Genomic DNA, 22,160 nt, shown 5'->3' on the forward strand with positions numbered 1-22,160 from the left:
AGGCTAAAAGCATGCCCGTCGAGTGGATGCTGAAGCCGGAGGACGTCGCCCGGATCCGGTTCGCGTTCTCGCCCATGTGGGAGCTGGTCGCCAGCCTGCGCACCCTCCAGGGGCCGTCCAGGCAGTCGATCCACCTGCCCTGGCTCAAGGCCGTACGCCCCCGCCTGGCGGCGTTCGACCTGGCGGAGCTGTTCGCGCTCGTGCCCCCGACCGGTTACATCGCCGACTTCATCACGCCGCCGCCCGACACGCCGATGCCGGAGTTCGCCGCCGAGCTGGAGCGGGTCAGGAGCGCGGATCCCGGGCAGGCCCGCGCGGAGGCGGCGAAGATCGTGGGGACCGACCGGGCCGTGCTGGAGCGGTTCATGGCCGACCCCGAGGCGGGCGTGGTCAGGGTCGCGGCCACACTGGAGGCGTACTGGGAGGCGTGCTTCGCCGAGTTCTGGCCCCGGGTGTACGGGCTGCTGGAACGCGACGTGCTGCGCCGGTCACGGCAGCTCGCCCAGGGCGGGGCGCACGAGCTGTTCGCCGCGCTCGATCCGGCCGTGGTGTGGACGGGGGAGCGGCTGCTCATCGACCGGCCGTGGTGCGAGGCGGGCGGCCTGCACGGCGACGGTCTGGTGCTGGTGCCCAGCGCGTTCTGGGGGCCGGCCGTGGCCGTGATGACGGCGCCGTACCAGTCGACGCTGGTCTACCCCGTCCTCGGCGCCGGGACGCTGTGGGAGCAGGGCCCGCCGCCCGCGCCCGGCGCGCTCGCCGCGCTGATCGGCAGGAGCCGGGCGCAGATCCTGCTCGCGCTCGCCGAGCCCGCCACGACCTCGGCCCTGGCCGCGCGCATGGCGCTCACGCCCGGCGCGGTCAGCCAGCACCTCGGGGTGCTCAGCGGCGGCGGGCTCACCGTGGGGATGCGGGTCGGCAAGCAGGTCGTCTACCGCCGCACCCCCACGGGCGACACGCTGGCGGGTCACGCGTAGCGCTTGGACTCCAGCAGCCAGTCGAGGTGGGCGCGCGGCGCCGCCAGGTACGCGCAGGCGACCTTGCTGACGTCCCTCGCCTCCTTCGGCTCCAGATCCTCCAGCGGCAGCCGCCTGGCGGCCTTGTGCATGTCCTGGCAGCGCGCGGCGATCCGGTCGAGCACCCAGGCCGTCGCCTCCCGCTCGCCCAGCCCCAGCTGGCGCATCGCGAGCACGACGAAGTTGTGCACGTCGCCGCGCTCCTTCGGCCGGGAGGCCACGTCGTTGCACCACGCCGTGACGTCGCTGCACGCGCTCACCAGCTGCTGCCAGGGCTCGCACTCGTGCACCCACACGGGCACCTCGACCCGCAGGCACGGCTCGACCAGGTCATAGAGGTACGGCCCCACGGTGCCCCTGCGCAGCGCCGGGTACTCCTCCAGCGTCGGCATCCGGCCCGCCGCCCGGTTGTCGGCCTCGGTACGGCACGCGTCGTGCTGGCGCCGCAACCCGACCGCGAACCTGGCCCGCCACCGGTCGCTCATCCGCGCGCTCGTCACCCGCCACAGGTCCGCGAACGCCGCCTCCAGCGGATGCCGGGCCGCGCCCCTGAGCATGCCGTCGAAGATGTCCAGCGGGCACGAGCCCTCGTCCAGCTCGTCGTCCAGGTGGAACAGCCACGTCAGCCACTGGGCGAACAGCGCCGCCGCGGCCGCGTCGAACTCGGCGAACGCCCGGCCCGCCATCCGGTGGTAGCCCACGCCCGGGGCGGCCCGCAGGCCGGTCCTCCTGGCCCAGTCGATGACCGCGGCCTCGATCGCGTACACGGCCGGGTGCATCCGGCACGGGGCCGCCATCGCGGGCACCCGCTCGGTGAGCGGCAGCAGCGCCGTCGCCGCCGAGCCGCCCCTGCGCGGCAGCGGCAGCACCGAGGTCAGGGCCGAACGCAGCGCGGTACGCACCGTCGCGAACACGGTGGTGCTCCCGGTGGTGTTCCCTGTGGTGTTCACGGTGCTCTCCGTGCTCTTCGCAGCGGTCTTCACGCCGGCCTTCACAGCGGGCCGAAGAGCCAGTTGCCCGCGGCACCGGGGTCGGTGCCGCGGTAGTAGTCGGAGGCGGCCAGGACCAGCTCGTCCACGGTGAGCGTGCCCCTGCCCGAGCGGTCGAGGCGGTCGAAGGCCGCGTCGACGTCGTCGTACGCCACGCCGAACGCGCTCAGCATCGTGCGGAACTCGCCCGGGCCGATCTCGCCGTCACCGTCGCCGTCGCACAGTTCGGCGACCGCCACGGTCGCCGGCCTGAACACCGCGTCGTACTGGTCGCCCGTGACGAACGCCGCCACCATCCCGGCGCGGAAGTCCGGGCGCGCGATCCCGAAGTCGATGTCGCGCTCGAGCGCCTTCGACAGGGCCGACCAGATCTCGTCGAAGCCGTCGACGAGGCTGGCCCCGGTGACCGAGGTGGGGGACTCCCCGAAGCCCACCAGGATGCGGGCGCCCAGACCCAGCAGGTCCTCCCGCTCGACGACGCCGTTGCCGCTTGCGTCGATGTGGTCGAATGCCCGATCTAGCTTGTGATTGAGCAGGTCGATAGCCACCAATGCCTCCCCCGAGACTGACTGCGTGATCACAGTAAGCTCGGGCGGGGCCTTTGTCAGCGAGGCTCGCACCGGCACCCCCCGTAACGTGTGCGAAACACGGGCGCGGCATGCTGGTAGCTGGACCTGTACTGACAGATAGAGGGGACGCCGTGGACCGCCAGCAGGAGTTCGTGCTCCGCACGCTCGAGGAACGCGACATCCGGTTCATCCGGCTGTGGTTCACTGACGTGCTCGGTTTCCTCAAGTCAGTGGCCATCGCACCGGCCGAGCTCGAAGGCGCGTTCGCCGAGGGCATAGGTTTCGACGGCTCGGCCATCGAGGGGTTCGCGCGTGTCTACGAGTCCGACATGCTCGCCAAGCCCGACCCGGCCACGTTCCAGATCCTGCCCTGGCGCAGCGAGACGCCGGGCGCCGGCCGCATCTTCTGCGACATCCTGATGCCGGACGGCTCGCCGTCGCACGCCGACCCGCGCTGGGTGCTCAAGCGCACGCTCGCCAAGTGCGCCGACATGGGCTTCACCTTCTACACCCACCCGGAGATCGAGTTCTTCCTGCTGAAGAACCGCCCGGAGGCCGGCGAGCGGCCCGAGCCGATCGACTCCGGCGGCTACTTCGACCACACGCCGCACAGCGCGGGCCACGACTTCAGGCGCCAGGCGGTGCTGATGCTGGAGTCGATGGGCATCTCGGTCGAGTTCAGCCACCACGAGGGCGCCCCCGGCCAGCAGGAGATCGACCTGCGCTACGCCGACGCGCTGACCACGGCCGACAACATCATGACCTTCCGCCTGGTCATGAAGGAGGTCGCCCTGGAGCAGGGCATCTGGGCCTCCTTCATGCCCAAGCCGTTCACCGAGCACCCCGGCTCCGGCATGCACACCCACATGTCGCTGTTCGAGGGCGACAGGAACGCCTTCTACGAGGCCGGGTCCGAATACCGGCTGTCCAAGATCGGCCGCTCGTTCATCGCCGGGCTGCTCAAGCACGCCGCCGAGATCACCGCCATCACCAACCAGTGGGTCAACTCCTACAAGCGGCTGTGGGGCGGCGCCGAGGCCATCGCGGGCCAGGGCGGCGAGGCGCCCTCCTACGTGTGCTGGGGCCACAACAACCGCTCCGCCCTGGTCCGGGTGCCGATGTACAAGCCGCACAAGGGCGGCTCGACGCGGATCGAGTTCAGGTCGCTCGACTCGGCGTGCAACCCGTACCTCGCCTTCGCGCTGATCCTGGCCGCGGGCCTGAAGGGCATCGAGGAGAGCTACGAGCTGCCTGCCGCCGCCGAGGACAACGTGTGGACGCTGACCAGCGCCGAGCGGCGGGCCCTCGGCATCCAGCCGCTGCCCGGCTCCCTCAACGACGCGATCGCCGTGATGGAGCAGAGCGAGCTGGTGGCCGAGACGCTCGGGGAGCACGTCTTCGACTTCTTCCTGCGCAACAAGCGCGCGGAGTGGCGCGAATACCGGCGGCACGTCACCGAGTTCGAGCTCGGCCGCTACCTGCCGGTGCTCTAGACGCTTCCCCGAAACTCGCGGACCTCGACGGGCAGCAGGGCCACCGCCCCGGCCAGCTTGCGGGCCCATTCCAGGGCCGCGTCCATGTCGGGCGCCTTGATGATCGTGAAACCGCCGACGTGCTCCTTGCCCTCCACGTAGGGGCCGTCGGTGGTGAGCGGCTCGCCGTCACGCATCCGCACCACGCGGGCCTGGCCGGGTGACTGGAGCGCGCCCGAGAAGACCCAGACGCCCGCCTCCCGCATCTCCTGCTCGACGGCGCCGATGTCGCGCATGATCGGGTCCAGGATCTCGGGTGGGGGCGGGGGCCCGTCGGGCTGCTGCATGCTGAGCACGTACTGCTTCATGTGACTTTCCTTTCCGTCACCTCTCACACGAACGCGGCGCGGCCATATCGACATCCGGCGCGCGGAAATTTCATCGCGTGGGTGTCGGCGTCCGATCGAAGACGATCTCCTGGAGCAGCCCGGCCTGGGCCCGGTCGACGATGAACGCGCCCGCGGCGGGCGCGGGATCGCCGGACTTCACCCTGGCCGACAGGCTCTCCCACCTGCGCTGATGGCGCGCGAAGGTCCTGGGCGCGACCACCCGGCCCCTGGCCACCTGCCCCGCCAGCGCCGCCTCCGGCGGTGCGTCGAGCAGGAGCAGGTGGAAGCTCGCGCGGTGGCTGCGGGCCAGCCAGGCGAAACCCCGCAGCACGTACGGCGCGCAGCCCCGGTTGTGGGCGACGACCGAGTGGCCCAGGGCCAGGGCGCGGCGGATGCGGCTCAGGTGGGTGACGAAGACCACGGCACGGCGTAACGGGCCGGGGGCCCAGCCGAGCCGCTCGTGCCAGTGCCGCTTGGACTGGTAGGAGTCGACCACCACGACCGCGCCGACGGTGACGGGCAGACTCTCCGCGCCGTCCAGCCCGTACAGGCGCCGCAGCAGCGTGGTCTTCCCCGCGCCCGGCAGCCCCGTCAAGATGACCAGCGACCCCGGCGGAAACCGCAACCTCGCCTCCTGCACCAACCCACCCCGCTTCTCTCGTGTTGCTTACAGCTTCTCCGAGGTTGGCCCCGGGCGCGCGCCCCGGATCGGCGGTTTTGGTCACGGGGCAAGGGAAACCCGGGATAAGGTAAAGGGAACGTCTTGATCGGCCTCACTTCAGGGGAAGCCCGGAGTGGGGCCGATTTTCGTTGCTTCTGACCCCCGAGTCACGTGCCGGCGATGTGCGGCGCATAGCGTCTCGGCGGGTGGGAAGTTTCGGGCCCCTTCGAGGCGTTATGTGATGGTGCCGATCAGCCTCAGGACCCCCGAGATCTGGCGAAACCGGGCGTCCAGTAAAATCGGCCTGCTTCTATTGACATTTCTGGACTTGTCGCCGTATGTGGCGATATTGGAGGGTGTGGCATGACGACGTCTGCCCTGCAGACAGTGCTGACGGTTCCGGAGCGCTTCCGGGGCCCGGCGGGGGTCGCCAACGGCGGCTGGATCGCGGGCACCATGGCGGAGGCGCTGAACGGAGGCCGATCGGCGGTCGAGGTCACGTTGCATGCGCCGACCCCCTTGCAAACCGAGTTGCGCCTGGAGCACGTCGCCAACTCCGTCTCCCTCTATGACGGCGACAAGCTGCTGGTCGAGGCCATCCCCGTGGCCGAGGACCTGGAGGGCCCGGGGTTCGTGCCGTTCAACGACGCCGCCCGTGCCGAGGCGGGGTTCGTGGGCCTCAAGGCGCACCCGTTCGCCGAGTGCTTCGCCTGCGGCCTGCGCGAGCCGGGTGACGGCCTGCGCATCTTCCCCGGCCCGGTGGAGGGCACGGACCTGGTGGCGGCCGGCTGGCGGGTGCCGTTCACGGTGACGGGCGAGGACGGCGTGCCCGCCTCGATCGTGGGCGCCGTGCTCGACTGCATCACCGGCTGGGCCCACTTCGGCCCCGGCGAGAGCGCGCTGCTCGGCCGCCTGGCCGTGCAGATCCACCGCCCGGTCCACCCCGGCGGCCGTTACTCCGTCGTGGCCCGCCCGACCGGCCGTGACGGCCGCAAGATGTACGGCCAGAGCGCCATCTACGAGGCGGACGGCACGCTGGTCGCCGCCGCTCGCGCCACCTGGATCGCTCCACGCTGACCAGCGGTCCCGGCGATCTCGGAGAACGGCCCCTGAGCACGGCTCGGGGGCCGTTTCCGCGTCCACGGCCCGCGTCCCACGCCGATTCCCGCCCGCCCCCTTCGCGCCCCGAGCGGGACGTGGCGTCGCTCGGGCCGCGGTGGCCGGCACCGCCCGGTGCGTTCTCAGGACGGCCCGGGCGTCAGCACGCCCGGTGTCAGCGCGGCGCGGTGTCAGGACGGCCCGGGTGTCAGGACGGGGCGTTCTCAGGACGGCGCGGTCAGGTGGGCGACGATGGACGAGACGCAGTGGTCGTCGAACAGGATCGTGTAGTGGTTGCAGTCCGGGATCACCTCGTCCCGCAGCCCCGGGAGGCGGGCGGACCAGGGGCGGGCCAGGTCGTCGGGCAGCATGCCGACGTCCTGGTTGAGCAGGCCGCGCGGCGCCCTGAGCAGGGAGAGCGGTGACGTGATGGCGGTCAGGGCGGCGGCGATGGCCTCCGACTCCAGGCGCAGCCAGCGCCCGTCCTGCAGCACCGCCTCCGGGGCCACCCGCGACCTGAGCGCCCCGTCCGGGCCCGTCAGGTCATAGCGGACATAAGCCTCCACGTCGGCGTTCCAGTGGCCGACGAAGGCCGGATGCGCCTTGAAGAAGTCGACGTAGGCGTCCGCGGTGGGGAACGTCTGGCGCAGCCGCGCGAGAGCCGGCCCGAGCGTGGCCTCCATCGCCTCGTCGGCGTCCACCCCCTCGGGCAGCGGGGGGAAGGGCAGGCCGCCGTCCACCAACACGACCCGCGCGAAGTCCCGCTCCGCGGCGGCCAGGGCGGCCACGTACGCGCCCATCGAGTGCCCTGTCAGCACCGCGTCCGGCCCCGCCCCCACGTGGTCGGCGACGCGCAGCACGTCCTCGGCGTGCCTCGGCAGCCCGTACGGCCCGGGCAGCGCGGCGCTGTGACCCCGGCCGCGCAGGTCCATGGCGACCATCGACCACTCCTCGGGCAGCCGCCGCGCCACCGCGCCCCAGGCCATCAGGGAGGCCGTGATCCCGTGGACCGCGATGATCGTGCGCGGTCCCGTGCCGAACCTGGCGATCCGCAGACCGCCGACATCGTCCAACTCGAAGCTCATGGTCGGAGCTTAGGCATCAGGGGTGATCGACGTGCAGGGGGCGGTGTGGGGGAGTGTAGTGATATTCCGGATAATCCCCTGATATGCGTATTACCGTTGTTCAGCACGAGGACGAGGCCGGGCTCGGATACCTCGGTGACTGGCTGGGGCTCCCCTGTGACGTCGTCCGGCCGTACCTCGGCGAGGAGATCCCCGCGCGCCCGGCGGACGGGCTGATCGTGCTCGGCGGTGCGGCGGCCGCCTGGGAGGACGAGCGCAGCCCCTGGCAGCCCGCCACCCGCGACCTGCTGCGCCGGGCCGTGGCGGAGGGCACGCCCACGCTGGCCATCTGCCTGGGGGCGCAGTTGCTGACCATGGCCTGCGGCGGCGCCGTCGAGCGGGGGACGAACGGGCTCGAAGTGGGCGCCCGCGAGGTCGTCGCGCTGCCCGCGGCCGCCGACGACCGGCTGCTGGCGGGGGTCGGGACGGCCGTGGCCGTCCAGTACCACCAGGACGCGATAACGCGGCTGCCCGACGGCGCGGTGCCGCTGATGACCGGGGCGCAGTATCCGAACCAGGCCTACCGGCTCGGCGAGGCCGCGTGGGCGATCCAGTTCCACCCCGAGGCCACGCCGGAGATCTTCACGTCCTGGACCGACGGATCGGGGCTGGACGCGGCCGAGGAGCTCAACGCCGAGGTCAAGGCCGCTGAGAGCGCGCTCGTGGCCACCTGGCGGCCGGTCGCGGAGGCGTTCACGGAGGTGGTCAGGACCGGCGGCCGCGCCTGATCCTCCTGAACGCCGCGAGGACGCGGGGCCGGGTCAGGGCGTGGGCCGCGGCGTGGACGCCGGCCAGCACGACCGGGAGCGCGGCCAGGCCCGCCCAGCCCGACGCCCCCGCCCGTACCGGCACCCCTTCGGCCCGCAGCCGCCGCCAGGCCCACACCGAGAACGGGATGACCACCACGGGCGCGGTCACCGCCCCGGGCGTGTACCCCCGCGTCACCGCGGCCTGCGCCAGGTGCATCACCCCGTGCGCCCCGAACCCCAGCAGCGCCGCCTGGAACACCGGGCTCCGCCCGCCCGTACGCGCCCCCAGCGCCGAAGCCCCCGCCATCACCCCGCCCATGAGGCCGACGGCCACGTTCACGTGCCGCTGCGAGACCTCGAGCCGCTCCCACGGCACCCACGGCAGCCGCTCCTCCAGCCGGGGCCGGGCCGAACGCGTCCAGCCCGCCATGGTCGCCAGCTCCTCCACGTCGTGCACCGCCCACGCGGCCAGCAGGCCCCACGTGACGGCAGAGGGAACCATCGCCGATCGCCTCCCCAGAATGCAACGCAACGTTGCGTTTCTATGCTGTCGCGAAAGTCCTGTCAAGATGGAGGGGTGCCCAGGATCGAATCCACCGCCGCGCGGCTCGCCAGGCTCGGCTTCGCCGACGGCGCCAGGGCCGCGCAGCTCGTCCGGCAGGCCGGAGCCGAAGTGGAGGAGCTCTTGGAGTTCCTGGTGGACGTGGCCGACCCCGACCAGGCGCTGGTCTCGCTGACCCGCCTGGCCGAGCGCGAGCCCGCCGTGCTCGACGTCCTGCGCCGCGACGAGGAGCTGCGCACGAGGCTGCTGGCCGTGCTGGGCGTCAGCGCCGCGCTCGGCGACCATCTGGTGCGCCATCCCGGCCAGGTCGCGCTCCTGGCCGCGCCGTTGCCGGGCGACGCGCGGGCCGAGCTGCTGAAGGCGGTCGGCGCGCAGCCGGGGGAGGCCGCCACCGCGGAGCGCCCGCTGGAGGCGCTGCGCGTGGCCTACCGGGGCCGGCTGCTGCACCTGGCCGCCCGCGACCTCACGGGTGAGGCCACGCTGGCCGAGGTCATGGCGGAGCTGTCCGACCTCGCGGGCGCCGCGCTGGAGGCCGGGCTGGCCATCGCCCGGGCCGAGGTCGACGACGGCGAGGTACGCCTGGCGGTCATCGGCATGGGCAAATGCGGCGCCAGGGAGCTCAACTACATCAGCGACGTCGACGTGATCTTCGTGGCCGAGCCGCGCGAGGGCGCCGACGAGACCAAGGCGCTGCGCACCGCGACCCGGCTGGCCCAGGCCATGATGCGGGCCTGCTCCGTCACCACGTCCGAGGGCTCGCTCTGGGAGGTGGACGCGGGCCTGCGCCCGGAGGGCCGGTCGGGCCCGCTGGTGCGCACGCTCGGCAGCCACCTGGCCTACTACCGGCGCTGGGCCAAGACGTGGGAGTTCCAGGCGCTGCTCAAGGCCCGGCCGGTCGCGGGCGACATGGAGCTCGGCTCGGCCTACGTCGAGGCGGTCAACGACCTCGTGTGGGCAGCGGCCACGCGCGAGCACTTCGTCGAGGACGTGCAGGCCATGCGCCGCCGGGTCGAGGCGCACGTGCGCGCCGAGGGGGACCGCCAGCTCAAGCTGGGGCCGGGCGGGCTGCGCGACATCGAGTTCGCGGTGCAGCTGCTCCAGCTCGTCCACGGCAGGCTCGACCCGCTGCTGCGCCGCAGGGCCACGCTGCCCGCGCTGGCGGCGCTGTCCCGGGGCGGCTACGTCGGCCGTGACGACTCGCGCGGGCTGGCGGAGGCGTACTCGTACCTGCGCCAGATCGAGCACCTCCTGCAGCTCCACCGGCTGCGGCGCACCCACATCGTGCCCTCGGACGAGTCCGACCTGCGCCGGCTGGGCCGCGCGCTCGGCATGGCGACCGACCCGGTGGGGGAGTTCACGGCGCGGTGGCGGCGGCACGCCATGGAGGCGCGGCGGCTGCACGAGAAGCTGTTCTACCGGCCGCTGCTCCAGGCCGTGTCGCGGCTGCAGGAGTCGGAGGCGCGGCTGTCGACCGCGGCGGCCAAGGCCAGGCTCGAAGCGCTCGGCTACGTCGATCCCACCGGCGCGCTGCACCACATCGCCGCCCTCACCGCGGGCGTGTCCAGGCGGGCGGCCATCCAGCGCACGCTGCTGCCCGTCATGCTGGGGTGGTTCGCCGACACGCCCGACCCCGACGCGGCGCTGCTCGGGTTCCGGCAGGTCAGCGACAAGCTGGGCAGCACACCGTGGTACCTGCGGCTGCTGCGTGACGAGACCGCGGTGGCCTCCAGGATGTCGCGCGTGCTCGGCACCAGCCGCTACGCGACCGGTCTGATCATGAACGCGCCCGAGGCGGTCGCGATGCTGGGCTCGGACGACGAGCTCGCCGTGCGCTCCCGGGAGTCGCTGGCCAACGAGGCCTCGGCGGCGGTCTCCAGACACCAGGGCGCCTCCGAGCCGGCCGTCGCCGCCGTGCGGGCGCTGCGGAGGAAAGAGCTGTTCCGGACGGCCGTGGCCGACATCTTCGGGCTCATCGACATCGAGACGGTCGGGAGCGCCCTGTCGTCCCTGACCGACGTGACCCTCCAGGCCACCCTCGACGTCGCCCTCGCCAAGGTCCCCCGCGTCACGAGGTTCGCCGTCATCGCCATGGGCCGGCTCGGCGGCATGGAGAGCTCCTACGCCAGCGACGCCGATGTCATGTTCGTGCACTCCCCGCCGCCGGGCGTGGCCGAGCGCGAGGCCACCGACGCCGCCTTCGCCGTGGCCAACGAGGTGCGCCGGCTGCTCTCGCTGCCCGCCCCCGACCCGCCCCTGATCATCGATCCCGACCTGCGTCCCGAGGGGCGGCAGGGCCCGCTGGTGCGGACGATGGCCTCCTACCGCGCCTATTACGCGCGCTGGTCGTCGCCGTGGGAGTCGCAGGCGCTGCTGCGGGCCCGGTTCTCGGCGGGTGACGCGGAGCTGGGGCAGGAGTTCACCGCGATGGTCGACGAGCTGCGCTACCCGAAGGGCGGCCTGCACGACGACGCGGTCAGGGAGATCCGGCGGCTCAAGGCCCGCATGGAGGCCGAGCGCCTGCCGCGCGGCGCCGACCCGGGCCTGCACACCAAGCTGGGCCCCGGCGGGCTGTCCGACGTGGAGTGGGTGGCCCAGCTCCTGCAGCTGCGGTACGCGGGCACGCTGGGATCCCTGCGCACCCCCCGCACGCTCGAAGCCCTGCGCGCGGCCGTGGCCGAGGGCCTGCTCGCCCCGGCCGATGAGGCCGTGCTGGTCGAGGCGTGGCGCTTCGCCTCCCGCATCCGCGACGCGATCATGCTGGTCAAGGGCCGGCCGGGCGACAGCGTCCCGCGCGACTCGGGCGAGCGCAAGCTGATCGCCCAGACGCTCGGCTACCCGCCCGACGGCTCGGAGGACTTCCTCGACGACTACCGCCGCGTGACGCGCCGCGCACGGCAAGTGGTGGACCGAGTCTTCTACGGGGCTTGATCAGCGCTGCGCGGGGGTGTATCAAAGCCCGGTGTTATCCGTTTACGTGGATTTGGCCCTGGGCGTGGTGGTGTCGTTCCTGCTGCTGTCGCTGCTGGTGAGCGGGCTCAACGAGGCGTTCGTGCGGGTGCTCGCCATCCGCAGCAAGTTCCTGTGGGCCTACCTCAGGGACACCATGGACGGTTCCGACGCGCAGGGCAGGTCGTGGCTGCCCGCCAAGGTGCGGGACGTCTTCGCGGCGCTGCCCTTCGTACGCGACCCCCGCCCCAAGCACAGCGACCAGCCCTCGCCCCCCGAGCCGGGGGAGCTGCCGGCGCAGGAGACCAAGGCCGAGGACGCCATGGTCAACCTGCTCTACCAGCGGGTCCAGGGGATCGACCACCCGAAGAAGGGCCGTACCAGCATCTCCAACATTCCTCCCGCGCGCTTCGCGGTGGCCCTGATGGAGCTGGCCGCGGGGGAGCCGGACGGCGTCGAGGGCTTCCTGGAGAAGCTCAAGGCCATGCGCAGCCCGCTCTACGGCCACCTCAAGGGCGTGTGGGAGACCGCGCAGCGCGACCTCGACCGGTTCAGGCAGGGGGTGGAGAGCTGGTTCGACGGGGAGATGCAGCGGCTGTCCATGCTCTACAAGCGCTACGTCAAGTGGGTCGTGGCCGCGCTCGGCATGGTCGTGACCCTGGTGTTCACGATGGACGGGCTGGAGTACGCCAAGACGCTGCTGCGCGACAACGCCTTCCGCGCCTCGGTGACGGCCGTGGCGGGGTCGGGGCCGGACGCGTACAACGAGCTCAAGGCGCGCTGCACGGGCGGCGACCCGGTGCCGTGCGTCACCGAGACGCTGAGCCAGCCGGCGCTGGTCAAGATGCTCGACCATGCGCTGGTCAGCGTGTCGATCCCGGCGGAGGGCGACCCGTCCGTGCACTGGAACGGCGGCCTGTGGTGGCAGCGGATCACCACGCCCAGCCACTGGCCCGGCTTCTTGCTGACGTACGTGGCGCTGCTGTTCGGGGCGTCGTTCTGGTGGGACGTGCTGCGCCGCCTCACCGGGGTCAAGAGCCGGCGCTGAGCCCGCCCCTGGCCGCCAGGGTGATCACGTCGGCCAGGGCCGCCAGCTCGCCGGGGTCGTCGGTGAGCCGGGCCGTGGCCAGCCGCAGGTGGTGCGTGCTCGTGGGGCGGATCACGTACCGGCTGCCGGCCGCCACGGAGATGCCGTGCGCGGCCAGCGTGACCAGCGCCGCCGACTCCTCGCGCACCGGCACCCACAGCACCAGCCCGTCGCCGCCGCCGGTGCGCACGCCGCGCTCGGCCAGCTCCGACTTCAGCCGCGCCCGCCGCCCGGCGTAGACCGTGCGCGCGTGTGCCACGCGCTCGCGCACCTCGCCGTCCCCGAGCAGGTGGGCCAGCGTGTCCTGCAGGATCCTGCTGGTCCAGCCGATGCCGAAGCTCCGCAGCACCCGTACCCGCTCGACCGCGTCCGCCGCCCCGCCGATGATCGCGATGCGCAGGTCGGGGCCGTGCGACTTGGAGTACGAGCGCACCAGCACCGTACGGTCGGGGAAGCGCGTCCCCATGCTCACCATCGGCGAGACCGACAGCTCGCCGATCCCGTCGTCCTCCACGATGAGCGTCGAGGTCGGCTCCAGCAGGGCGGCCAGCTCGGCCGAGCGCTCGGCGGTCACGGCGTGGCCGCAGGGTGACTGACCGCGCGGCTGGTACACGAACGCCACCGGCCTGGCCCGCAGCGCCTTGGCCAGCGACTCGGGGACGGGCCCCTGCTCGTCGCAGGCCACCGGCACGATCTGCACGCCGATCGTCTCCAGGATGTCGAGGAGCCGGGCGGCGGTCGGCTCCTCGATCGCGATCCGGTCGCCGGGCAGCGCGGTCGTCTGGCAGAGCAGCTGCACCCCCTCGTACCCGCCGCCGACCGCGAGCCAGCCCTGCGCGGGGAAGGGCCAGTCCGGCTCCACGGCGGCACGCAACCGCGGCGTGATCGTCTCGCGGGCGTAGTCGTTGAGCCCCTCGGCGCCGGCCGCGGCGATCAGCGCGGCCTCCAGCGGCGGCAGCAGCGCCGGGTCGGGGGAGGCGATGGCCAGGTCGATCGCCAGCCGGTCGCCCCAGTGACCGATGCGCTCGTAACGGATGGGACGGGGCACGTCGGGCGGCCCGAGCACCACCGTGCCGCGGCGGCGATCGGTGTGGATCATCCCGTGCCGCCGCAGCTCCGACCAGGCCTCCGCGACGGTCCCCGAGCTCACGCCCAGCTCCCTGGCCAGGCTGCGCACGGTCGGCAGGCGCGTCTGCGCGGTGACCGTGCCCTGTCTGATCAGATCGGTCAGGGCGGCGGCGATCCCGCGTGCGGTCGGCTCGCCGATGTGCTGCGCCAGCCAGGCGGATTCCACATGACCTCCTGTAAATCTTTGTTCAGCAACAAAGATCGTCTTGTGCGGGGAAACGCCCTGAACATATGGTTTCCAGCAATTCAAAGCAAGGGAACTTTGGGGTGTTTGTGCGTATTCGGTTGGGTCTGCGGGACTGGGACCATCTCGTACCGGTGGCGACGGGGGAGGTGCGGCCCGAGGGGTTCGAGCTGGACCTGGAGTCCCGCGCCGTCACCCCGGACGTCCTGAGCGAGCCGGGCCTGGACGGCGGTGAGACGTCCTTCAGCAGGTACGTGCTCGGCCGCGCCGCGGGCGACGACCGCCTGGTGGGCCTGCCGGTCTTCGTGATGCGCGGCTTCCGGCACCGGTGCGTCCTGGTCCGCCGCGACAGCGAGCTGACCACGCTCGAGGAGCTCAAGGGCGCCCGCATCGGCCTGACCGGCTGGCCGGACTCCGGCAACACCTGGACGCGCGCCCTGCTCAGGGCCGCCGGCGTGGACGTCAGAGGCATCGAGTGGACGGTCGGCCCGCTGGTCGCCGGGGAGACCGGCAAGGACCGCGTCGGCCCCGTCCCGTTCCCGGACAACGTCTCGCTGACCGGTGACGGGCTCGCCGAAGGGCTCGCCGAGGGGCACTACGACGCGATCATGACCCCGTTCATGCCCGACGAGCTCTTCACCGCGGACAGCCGCTTCCGCCACCTGCTCCCCGACCACCGCGCCGCCGAGCTGGTCTACTACCGGGAGACCGGCTTCGTGCCCGGCATCCACCTGGTGACGCTGAAGCGCGAGGCCGTCGAGCGCGATCCGGGGCTGCCGCGGGCCGTACAGGACCTGCTCGAACGCTCCAAGCGGCACTGGCTGGCCCGGCGGCGGCTGCTCGCCGACACCACGCCCTGGCTGCTCGCCGACCTGACGGAGACGGCGCGGACCTTCGGCCCCGACTGGATGCCGTACGGCGTCGAGCCCAACGCCGCCATGGTCTCCGCCTTCTGCGAGGAACTGCACGCCCAGGGCATCTCGAACCGCCGCATCCGACCCGAGGAGGTCTTCGACAGATGAGAATCGCCGTTGGACAGTTCGAGTCCGCGGAGGACTGGACGGTCAACCTCAAGACCTGCCAGGACCTGGTCGACCGGGCCACCGAGGGCGGTGCGGACCTGCTGGTCCTGCCCGAGGGCGCGATGGCCCTGTTCGTCGACGAGCCCACGCGCATCCGCCAGGCCGCCCAGCCGCTGGACGGGCTGTTCGTCAGCGGGCTGGTCGAGCGCACGCGCGGCTCGTCCACCACCGTGATCGCCGGCGTGCACACCCCGTCGGGCGACGGCCGCGTGTTCAACGTCCTGGTGGCCGCCAGGGACGGCGAGATCGTCGGGACGTACACCAAGCTGCACCTGTACGACGCCTTCGGCCGGCGCGAGTCCGACAACGTCGTGCCCGGCACGAACGCGCCCGTGGTGATCGACGTGGCCGGCTGGAAGGTCGGCATGATGACCTGCTACGACGTGCGCTTCCCCGAGCTGGCCAGGCTCCTGGCCGACCAGGGCGCGCAGGTGATCGCGCTGCCCACCGCATGGGTGCGCGGGCCGGCCAAGGAATGGCACTGGGAGGTCATGGTGACCGCCCGCGCCCTGGAGAACACCGTGTACCTGGCCGCCTCCGGCGAGTGCGGCCGCCGCAACATCGGCGCCAGCATGATCGTCGACCCGCTCGGCATCACCCGGGCCCGCCTCGGCGACGCGCCGGGCCTGCTCTGGGCCGACGCCTCCATGGAAGAGCTCGAGCGAGCCCGCCTCAGCCTCCCCGTCCTCGAGAACCGGCGCTTCACCGTCGACCCCCGATTGGAGCGAGATGTCTAAGTACGCGACGGCTGCCCTGCTCGGCGCCGCCCTCCTGCTGGCCGGCTGCGGCGCCAACCCCGAAGAGGCCCAGGGCGCGCTGAGCTCCCAGCCCGCCGCCTCCGGTACCGTGGCCGCCCAGGGCAAGGACCAGGCCCTGTACGACCGGCTGCCCGACAAGGTGAAGACCGCCGGCAAGCTGGTCTCGGTGAACAACGGCTCGTTCCCGCCGTACGAGATCGCCGGGGCGGACGGCAGGTCCATGACCGGCGCCGCGGCCGACCTGTCGGAGGCCCTCGGCCAGGTGCTCGGCGTCAAGATCGAGCACGTCACCGTGGACGGCCTGCCCAGCCAGCTCACCGGCATCGCGTCGGGCCGCTACGACCTGGCCATCGGCCCGGTGGGCGACTTCCCCGACCGGCAGAAGGCCAACGACTTCGTGGACTGGGTCAAGGAGTTCGTGGTCTTCGCCGTGCCGAAGGGGAACCCCAACAAGATCAACTCGGTGGCCGACACGTGCGGGCTGAAGATCTCGGTCATGGCGGGCGGCTCCGCCGAGGCCGTGATCAAGAACCAGTCCGAGACCTGCGCCAAGGACGGCAAGCCGAAGATCACCGTGCAGTCGTACAAGGACCAGCCCACCTCGGTGCTGGCGGTCAGCTCGGGCCGGGCCGACGCGTTCTTCTCCTCGCAGGCGCCGCTCACGTACTTCGTGTCGCAGTCCGGCGGCAAGCTGGAGCTGGCGGGCAAGGGGCAGAGCAACGGCTTCGACGACCTCTACCAGGGGGCCGTCGTGGGCAAGGACTCGCCGCTGCGTGACGTGGTCAAGGACGGCATCCAGAAGCTGATCGACAACGGTGCCTACGCCAAGATCATGGACAAGTGGGGCACGTCCGACAACAAGCTGGACAAGGCCGGCGTCAACCTGGCGGGATCATGAGCGGACTGCCGGACGTCGACGTCGCGGGCGCGTCCCGCACGCGCCATCCGCTGCGCTGGGTGGCCTCGATCATCCTGCTGGTGCTGGCCGCCCAGCTCGTGAGCCTGCTGGTCACCAACCCCAACTTCCAGTGGGACGTGGTCTTCAAGTACGTCAACGCGCAGATCATCGGCCAGGGCGTCTTCACCACGCTGCTGCTCACCGTGATCGCGATGTTCGTGGGCGTGGTGCTCGGGGTGCTGCTGGCCATCGGCCGGCTCTCCGAGAACCCCGTCGCGCGGGCGGCCTGCGGGCTCTACGTGTGGTTCTTCCGCGGCACGCCGGTGCTGGTGCAGCTCGTGCTCTGGTACAACCTGTCGTACCTGCTGCCCAAGATCTCCTTCGGCGTCCCGTTCGGCCCCGAGTTCGTCAGCGCCGACACGAACCTGGTCATCACCCCGCTGCTGGCGGCCATCCTCGGGCTCGGGCTGAACGAGGGCGCGTACATGGCGGAGATCATCCGCGGCGGCCTCATGTCGGTGGACCCCGGGCAGACCGAGGCCGCCTCGGCGCTCGGCATGAGCAACGCGCGCACCTTCCGCAGGATCGTGCTGCCGCAGGCCATGCGGTTCATCATCCCGCCCACCGGCAGCCAGGTGATCAGCATGCTGAAGGCCACGTCGCTGGTGAGCGTCATCGCGCTGGCCGACCTGCTGTACACGGTGCAGTCCATCTACAACCGCACTTTCCAGACCATCCCGCTGCTGATCGTCGCCTGCGTCTGGTATCTGGTCATCACCTCGATCCTGTACGTCGGCCAGTCGTTCATCGAGCGGCACTACGCCCGCGGGGCCACCAGGCACGCGCCGCAGAGCTTCTGGGCCTTCCTGACCTTCCGCCGGCGCCGTCCCTCGGAGGTGACGTCATGACCGTCCCCATGGTCCACGCCCACGCCGTGCGCAAGCACTTCGGCCACCTCGAGGTCCTCAAGGGCATCGACCTGGACGTCCAGGCGGGGGAGGTCGTGGTGATCCTCGGGCCCTCCGGGTCGGGCAAGTCGACGTTCCTGCGCTGCGTGAACCACCTGGAGACCATCGACGGCGGCTCCATCTTCGTGGACGGGGAGCTGATCGGGTTCCAGGCGTCCGGCGGCAGGGTGCGGCATCTGCGCAAGCGCGAGATCACCCGCCAGCGGCGGGAGATCGGCATGGTCTTCCAGCAGTTCAACCTGTTCCCGCACTTCACGGTGTTGCAGAACGTCATGGAGGCGCCGGTCGGCGTCCGCCGCGAGCCCCGCGAGCAGGCCAGGGAACGGGCCCTCGGCCTGCTGCGCCGCGTGGGCCTGGAGGACAGGGCGGGCAGCTACCCCAGGCAGCTCTCCGGCGGGCAGCAGCAGCGGGTGGCGATCGCCAGGGCGCTGGCGATGCGGCCCAAGCTGATGCTGTTCGACGAGCCGACGAGCGCGCTCGACCCGGAGCTGGTGGGTGAGGTGCTGGCCACCATGAAGAGCCTCGCCGAGGACGGGCTGACCATGATCGTGGTGACCCACGAGATCGGGTTCGCGCGGGAGGTGGCCGATCGGGTGGTGTTCATGGACGGCGGGGTCGTGGTCGAGTCGGGCACGCCGAAGGAGGTCCTCGACAACCCCACCAGCCCCCGCACCAAGGCGTTCCTCAGCCGCGTGCTTTAGGCCCCCGCCGCTCCGTCCCCCTGAGGAGAGGCGTGGACGGCCTATCGTGGGCGGGATGGAGACCCAGCGTTTGATCATGCGCAGATGGCGCGACGAAGACCGGGAACCATTCGCCGCCATGAACGCCGACCCCCAGGTGATGGAGCACTTCCCCGCCCCGCTCACCCGCCCGGAGAGCGACCACTTCGTCGACAGGATCGAGGAGGAGTTCGACAAGGCCGGTCACGGGCTGTGGGCGCTGGAGGTGCGCGAGAGCGGCGAGTTCATCGGCTTCGCCGGCCTGATCTGGCAGACGTTCGACGCGCCGTTCCTGCCCGCGTGGGAGATCGGGTGGCGGCTGGCACGCCCCGCCTGGGGCCACGGGTATGCCACCGAGGCGGCCAGGCAGGCTCTCGGGTACGCGTTCGAGGAGGCCGGGCTGGAGGAGATCATCTCCATGACGGCCAAGACCAACACCCGCTCCCAGGCCGTGATGAAGCGCCTGGGGATGACCCACATGACCGACTTCGGCCACCCGCGGCTGGCGCCGGACCACTCCCTGTTCCCTCACGTGACCTACCGCATCAAGCGTCCGTAGGGGCGCTCATGGCGTAGAGGACGTCGCGCAGAGCGGGCTCGCGGCCGCGTAGCCAGACCAGCCGCAGCGCCAGTGCGGGCGCCTCGAAGCCGAGCCGCACCAGCGCGCCGGAGGCCAGGTCGGGCTCCAGCGCGAAGTCCGGCAGCAGCGCGCTGCCGAGCCCCTGCCTGGCCCATTCGCGGGCGGTGGCGATGCTGGTCAGCTCCCTGCGCGGCACCTCCGCGCCGAACGCCCGGTCGGCGGCCAGCCGGATCGAGCAGCCCGGCGGGCTGACCAGCAGCGGCTCCCGATCCCCGTCCGGCGCCGCGACCAGCGCCAGCCCGACCTCGCCCACGTCCAGGAAGTCGAGGTCGGGTGCCGCCGGCCCGGAGTCCGGGACGTGCGGCACGGCGAATCCGAGCCCGCCGATCCGCAGGCCCGTGTCCAGCAGGAGCGCCGCGTCCAGCTCGCCGCCCGCCACCCCGGCCAGCAGCGACTGCCTGGTGTGCGAGTGCACGTCCACGTCCAGGTCGGGGCGGCGTTCCGACAGGCGGCGGATCACGGCGGGCATCCTGGCCGCGGCGAGCATCTCCAGCGCGCCGATCCGCACCCTGCGCCGCCGGCCGGTGACGGCGCGGCGCACCTCGTCGGCGTGGTCGAGCAGCCCCTGCGCCCGCACCAGCAGCGTGGCGCCCTGCTCGGTCAGCCGCATACCCTGGGGCGTGCGCTCGAAGAGCGCGACCCCGAGGCTCTGCTCCAGCCGGCGCACCTGCTCCGACACCGACGCGGGGGCGAGGCCGAGGCTGTTCGCCGCCCCGGTGACGGTGCCCGCCCCCGCCACCGCGACGAACCCCCGCAACTGCCGCAAATCCATAGCCGCCAGCATACGGTTTTCCCGAACGCCCCCTGAGGCCGCGCCTGTTGAGGAGGGATTGGGGGTTTCAGCAGGCTGAGGCGCATGATGTTCGGATTCTCCCTCGCCTACTTTCTCGTGATCCTCGACACGACCGTGCTGACGATCGCGCTGCCCGACCTGCGGGCCTCGCTCGGCGGTTCGCTGGCCGGGCAGCAGTGGGCGGTGAACGCGTACACGGTGGCCTTCGCCGCCTCGCTGCTCATCGGGGGAGCGGTGGCCGACCGGTACGGCGCGGCCCGGATCTTCAAGGCCGGCGTGGTGGCGTTCGGCGCGATCTCGCTGCTGAGCGCCGCGGCGCCGCACCTGGGCGTGCTGGTCGGGCTGCGGGCCCTGCTGGGCCTGGCGGGCGCGCTCTGCACGGGCGGTTCGCTCGGCCTGCTCCCGCAGCTCTTCCCCGACCCGGCCGCCCGCGCCCGCGCCACCGGCCTGTGGGCGGCCATCACCGGCACCGCGCTCGCCGCCGGCCCGCTGCTCGGCGGGCTCCTGGTGGACCTGTACGGCTGGCGCGCCGTCTTCCTGCTCAACCCGCCCCTCGCCCTGATCAGCCTGCTGGTCATGCGCCGCGTCAGCTCGCCGCGCGGCCACCGGGAGATCGACTGGCGGGTCCAGGCGCTGGCCTGCGCGTTCCTGGGCCTGGTGGCGCAGGCACTGATCGGTCCCTCGGTCCTGGCGGGCGTCGCGGCCCTGGCCGTACTGGCGGCGCTGGTGCCGGTGGAGCGCCGCAGCCACGCCCCCGCGCTGCCCGGCGGCCTGCTCGCCGCCACCTGGCCCGAACTGCTCGCGGGCACGGTCGCCAACTTCGCCTTCTCCGGCGCCCTGTTCGTCCTCACCCTGCTGCTGCAGGACACCCGCCACCTGCCCCCGCTGGCCGCCGGGCTGGCCTTCCTGCCGCTCACTCTCCCCATGACCGTGAACCCGCTGCTCACCGGCCGCCTGGTGGCCCGCTACGGCCCGCGCCCGCCGATCCTGTGCGGCCTGGCCCTGCTCGCGACCGGCCTGGCCGGCGTAGCCCTCACGGACACGCTGGCGTTGTGGCTGGTGGTGACGGGGTTCGGGCTGTCGTTCGTGCTGCCCGCGCTGATGGCGGGCATGCTCAACAGCGCGCCGCCGGGGACGGCGGGCACGGCGGGCGGCGTCCTGAACGCGTTCCGCCAGGCCGGCGCGACCCTCGGCGTGGCGGTCATGGGCGTCATCGGCCGGCCCCTGCTGGCGGCGGCCGTCCTGACGGCCCTGACCTGCCTCTGCTACGCGGCGGGCGCCTGGCGCGCCCGTACGGCCGCCCTGACGTGACGAGGCGAGTATCGTGATCGGCGCAGGGCCGGGGGCTTTACATCGGGGATGGCGAGGTGGACCGTGCGTTTCCAGCATTCGAGTGACATCTGGCGGGACTTCCCGGAGCTCGTCCCCGGCGTGCTCGTGGCGACCGGCGTCTCGGCAGGTGTCTCCGTCGACGACCGGGTCACCCGGTTCGGCGAGCTCGCCGCGAAGCGGCTCGCGGCCTCCTCGGAGGGCGAGCTGCCGGAGATCCAGGCGTGGCGGCGGGCGTTCTCGAAGATGGGCCTCAAGCCGACCCAGTACCGCTGCGCCTCGGAATCCCTGCTGCGCCGCTTCCGCAAGGAAGGCGCGCTGCCGCGCCTGCACCCGCTGATCGACCTCTGCAACGCGGTCTCCATCGCGTACGCGATCCCGGTGGCGGTGTTCGACGTCTCCAAGATCTCGCAGTACGTGGAGGTCAGGTATGCGGCGGGCGACGAGACGTACCTGACCTTCTCCGGCGAGACGGAGCACCCGCCGCCCGGCGAGGTGATCTTCGCCGACGCGGCGGGAAGGGCGCACGCCCGCCGCTGGACCAACCGCCAGAGCGGCCACTCGGCCGTCCGCGACACGACGACCGACGTCCTGATCGTCGCTGAGGCGCTGCACGACACGGCCTGGAAGGACGTCGATTCCCTCATCTCCACGCTCTCGGACGAGCTGTCCGCCGTCTGGCCCGTGACACCGGAATCCGCGATCCTCGCCCCGTCCGAGCCCCGGTTCGAGTTCCTGACGTGACGCCGATCGGAGGCACTCCGAAGTCCGGGTGTTTGTGGCGTTCCGGGCGAAGCGCAGCGGCAGGCGAAAGCTGAGCCGGTCGCAGTGGGTCGCCGCAGGTGGCGATCTCGCTGGAGTCCAGGGCCCCGCCGGTCGGCTTTGACGAAGCCTTGTCGCAGCGCCAGGTAATCGACTGCCGGGTGAGTAGAAGCTTTCTCGCGTTTTGTGTTGTCACGCTCTTGTGCGAGATTTGGGCTTTGCCGGTAGGAGAAGACGTGG

Annotated in this window: 22 protein-coding genes; 14 read left to right on the top strand and 8 right to left on the bottom strand. The window is 72.1% G+C overall.

The genetic code is table 11. The features are described 5' to 3' along the window. Positions 1-11: 11 nt before the first annotated feature. Positions 12-974 (top strand): DUF5937 family protein, encoded by a 963-nt coding sequence (locus tag ACFKCF_RS30400; protein WP_394498691.1) that lies wholly within the window; start codon positions 12-14, stop codon positions 972-974. Here ACFKCF_RS30400 and ACFKCF_RS30405 read toward each other — a convergent pair. Both ACFKCF_RS30405 and ACFKCF_RS30410 read right to left on the bottom strand, forming a co-directional pair. Continuing rightward, entirely contained in the window at positions 965-1,963 is a 999-nt protein-coding gene (locus tag ACFKCF_RS30405; RefSeq protein WP_394498692.1) for a terpene synthase family protein, read from the bottom strand. The genes ACFKCF_RS30400 and ACFKCF_RS30405 overlap by 10 nt on opposite strands. Before the next feature lie 41 nt (positions 1,964-2,004). Continuing rightward, positions 2,005-2,550 carry an EF-hand domain-containing protein gene (locus tag ACFKCF_RS30410; RefSeq protein ID WP_394498693.1) on the bottom strand — a complete coding sequence of 182 codons (546 nt, stop codon included), beginning with the start codon at positions 2,548-2,550 and terminating at the stop codon, positions 2,005-2,007. A 152-nt stretch (positions 2,551-2,702) separates the two neighbouring features. Between ACFKCF_RS30410 and glnA the strand changes: the two genes are divergently transcribed. Next, positions 2,703-4,064, top strand: a complete 1,362-nt coding sequence (gene glnA, locus ACFKCF_RS30415) for a type I glutamate--ammonia ligase (protein WP_363963329.1) — start codon at positions 2,703-2,705, stop codon at positions 4,062-4,064. Here glnA and ACFKCF_RS30420 read toward each other — a convergent pair. Together ACFKCF_RS30420 and ACFKCF_RS30425 are read right to left on the bottom strand one after the other, a co-directional pair. Further along, positions 4,061-4,411, bottom strand: a complete 351-nt coding sequence (locus ACFKCF_RS30420; RefSeq protein WP_394498694.1) for a YciI family protein — start codon at positions 4,409-4,411, stop codon at positions 4,061-4,063. The genes glnA and ACFKCF_RS30420 overlap by 4 nt on opposite strands. A gap of 70 nt (positions 4,412-4,481) precedes the next feature. Next, complete coding sequence (locus ACFKCF_RS30425) at positions 4,482-5,057, bottom strand: AAA family ATPase (protein ID WP_394498695.1); 576 nt, start codon at positions 5,055-5,057, stop codon at positions 4,482-4,484. A gap of 399 nt (positions 5,058-5,456) precedes the next feature. On the opposite strand from ACFKCF_RS30425, the gene ACFKCF_RS30430 reads away from it, so the two are divergent. Beyond that, on the top strand, positions 5,457-6,170 hold the full coding sequence (locus ACFKCF_RS30430) for a hypothetical protein (protein ID WP_364832087.1): 714 nt from the start codon (positions 5,457-5,459) through the stop codon (positions 6,168-6,170). A 245-nt stretch (positions 6,171-6,415) separates the two neighbouring features. Here ACFKCF_RS30430 and ACFKCF_RS30435 read toward each other — a convergent pair whose 3' ends face one another. Next, positions 6,416-7,276 carry an alpha/beta hydrolase gene (locus tag ACFKCF_RS30435; protein ID WP_394498696.1) on the bottom strand — a complete coding sequence of 287 codons (861 nt, stop codon included), beginning with the start codon at positions 7,274-7,276 and terminating at the stop codon, positions 6,416-6,418. 83 nt (positions 7,277-7,359) lie between these two features. On the opposite strand from ACFKCF_RS30435, the gene ACFKCF_RS30440 reads away from it, so the two are divergent. Next, complete coding sequence (locus ACFKCF_RS30440) at positions 7,360-8,043, top strand: type 1 glutamine amidotransferase (protein ID WP_394498697.1); 684 nt, start codon at positions 7,360-7,362, stop codon at positions 8,041-8,043. Here ACFKCF_RS30440 and ACFKCF_RS30445 read toward each other — a convergent pair. Further along, positions 8,021-8,566 carry an HXXEE domain-containing protein gene (locus tag ACFKCF_RS30445; RefSeq protein WP_394498698.1) on the bottom strand — a complete coding sequence of 182 codons (546 nt, stop codon included), beginning with the start codon at positions 8,564-8,566 and terminating at the stop codon, positions 8,021-8,023. The genes ACFKCF_RS30440 and ACFKCF_RS30445 overlap by 23 nt on opposite strands. A gap of 75 nt (positions 8,567-8,641) precedes the next feature. On the opposite strand from ACFKCF_RS30445, the gene ACFKCF_RS30450 reads away from it, so the two are divergent. Both ACFKCF_RS30450 and ACFKCF_RS30455 read left to right on the top strand, forming a co-directional pair. Continuing rightward, positions 8,642-11,554: a bifunctional [glutamine synthetase] adenylyltransferase/[glutamine synthetase]-adenylyl-L-tyrosine phosphorylase gene (locus ACFKCF_RS30450; protein WP_394498699.1), complete on the top strand. Its 2,913-nt coding sequence runs from the start codon at positions 8,642-8,644 to the stop codon at positions 11,552-11,554. Positions 11,555-11,600: 46 nt separating this feature from the next. Then, positions 11,601-12,620, top strand: coding sequence for a hypothetical protein (locus ACFKCF_RS30455; RefSeq protein ID WP_394498700.1), 1,020 nt, complete (start codon positions 11,601-11,603; stop codon positions 12,618-12,620). On the opposite strand, the gene ACFKCF_RS30460 is transcribed toward ACFKCF_RS30455, so the two are convergent. Beyond that, positions 12,604-13,953 carry a PLP-dependent aminotransferase family protein gene (locus tag ACFKCF_RS30460; RefSeq protein WP_394498701.1) on the bottom strand — a complete coding sequence of 450 codons (1,350 nt, stop codon included), beginning with the start codon at positions 13,951-13,953 and terminating at the stop codon, positions 12,604-12,606. The two genes, ACFKCF_RS30455 and ACFKCF_RS30460, sit on opposite strands and share 17 nt — an antisense overlap. 107 nt (positions 13,954-14,060) lie before the next feature. Here ACFKCF_RS30460 and ACFKCF_RS30465 point away from each other — a divergent pair, with 107 nt between their 5' ends. The 6 genes from ACFKCF_RS30465 to ACFKCF_RS30490 are packed head-to-tail and all read left to right on the top strand — an operon-like array spanning position 14,061 to position 18,955. Next, a complete protein-coding gene (locus ACFKCF_RS30465) occupies positions 14,061-14,993 on the top strand; it encodes a hypothetical protein (protein WP_394498702.1) in 933 nt (310 codons plus the stop codon). Beyond that, positions 14,990-15,790, top strand: coding sequence for a nitrilase-related carbon-nitrogen hydrolase (locus ACFKCF_RS30470; RefSeq protein WP_394498703.1), 801 nt, complete (start codon positions 14,990-14,992; stop codon positions 15,788-15,790). Before ACFKCF_RS30465 ends, ACFKCF_RS30470 begins: the two co-directional genes overlap by 4 nt. After that, complete coding sequence (locus ACFKCF_RS30475; RefSeq protein ID WP_394498704.1) at positions 15,783-16,709, top strand: ABC transporter substrate-binding protein; 927 nt, start codon at positions 15,783-15,785, stop codon at positions 16,707-16,709. The genes ACFKCF_RS30470 and ACFKCF_RS30475 overlap by 8 nt, the downstream gene beginning before the upstream one ends. Continuing rightward, the gene (locus tag ACFKCF_RS30480) at positions 16,706-17,617 is read left to right on the top strand and encodes an amino acid ABC transporter permease (RefSeq protein ID WP_394498705.1); all 912 of its coding nucleotides are present in this window, start codon (positions 16,706-16,708) and stop codon (positions 17,615-17,617) included. The genes ACFKCF_RS30475 and ACFKCF_RS30480 overlap by 4 nt, the downstream gene beginning before the upstream one ends. Continuing rightward, the gene (locus ACFKCF_RS30485) at positions 17,614-18,378 is read left to right on the top strand and encodes an amino acid ABC transporter ATP-binding protein (RefSeq protein WP_394498706.1); all 765 of its coding nucleotides are present in this window, start codon (positions 17,614-17,616) and stop codon (positions 18,376-18,378) included. Before ACFKCF_RS30480 ends, ACFKCF_RS30485 begins: the two co-directional genes overlap by 4 nt. Positions 18,379-18,433: 55 nt before the next feature. Then, positions 18,434-18,955, top strand: a complete 522-nt coding sequence (locus ACFKCF_RS30490) for a GNAT family N-acetyltransferase (protein WP_394498707.1) — start codon at positions 18,434-18,436, stop codon at positions 18,953-18,955. On the opposite strand, the gene ACFKCF_RS30495 is transcribed toward ACFKCF_RS30490, so the two are convergent. Next, positions 18,942-19,808, bottom strand: coding sequence for a LysR family transcriptional regulator (locus ACFKCF_RS30495; RefSeq protein ID WP_394498708.1), 867 nt, complete (start codon positions 19,806-19,808; stop codon positions 18,942-18,944). The two genes, ACFKCF_RS30490 and ACFKCF_RS30495, sit on opposite strands and share 14 nt — an antisense overlap. A gap of 84 nt (positions 19,809-19,892) precedes the next feature. On the opposite strand from ACFKCF_RS30495, the gene ACFKCF_RS30500 reads away from it, so the two are divergent. After that, positions 19,893-21,140 carry an MFS transporter gene (locus ACFKCF_RS30500; RefSeq protein ID WP_394498709.1) on the top strand — a complete coding sequence of 416 codons (1,248 nt, stop codon included), beginning with the start codon at positions 19,893-19,895 and terminating at the stop codon, positions 21,138-21,140. Positions 21,141-21,203: 63 nt separating this feature from the next. After that, positions 21,204-21,902 (top strand): B3/4 domain-containing protein, encoded by a 699-nt coding sequence (locus ACFKCF_RS30505; RefSeq protein WP_394498710.1) that lies wholly within the window; start codon positions 21,204-21,206, stop codon positions 21,900-21,902. Positions 21,903-22,160: the final 258 nt, after the last annotated feature.

Source organism: Nonomuraea sp. JJY05 (genome assembly GCF_043496855.1).
GTDB lineage: Bacteria > Actinomycetota > Actinomycetes > Streptosporangiales > Streptosporangiaceae > Nonomuraea.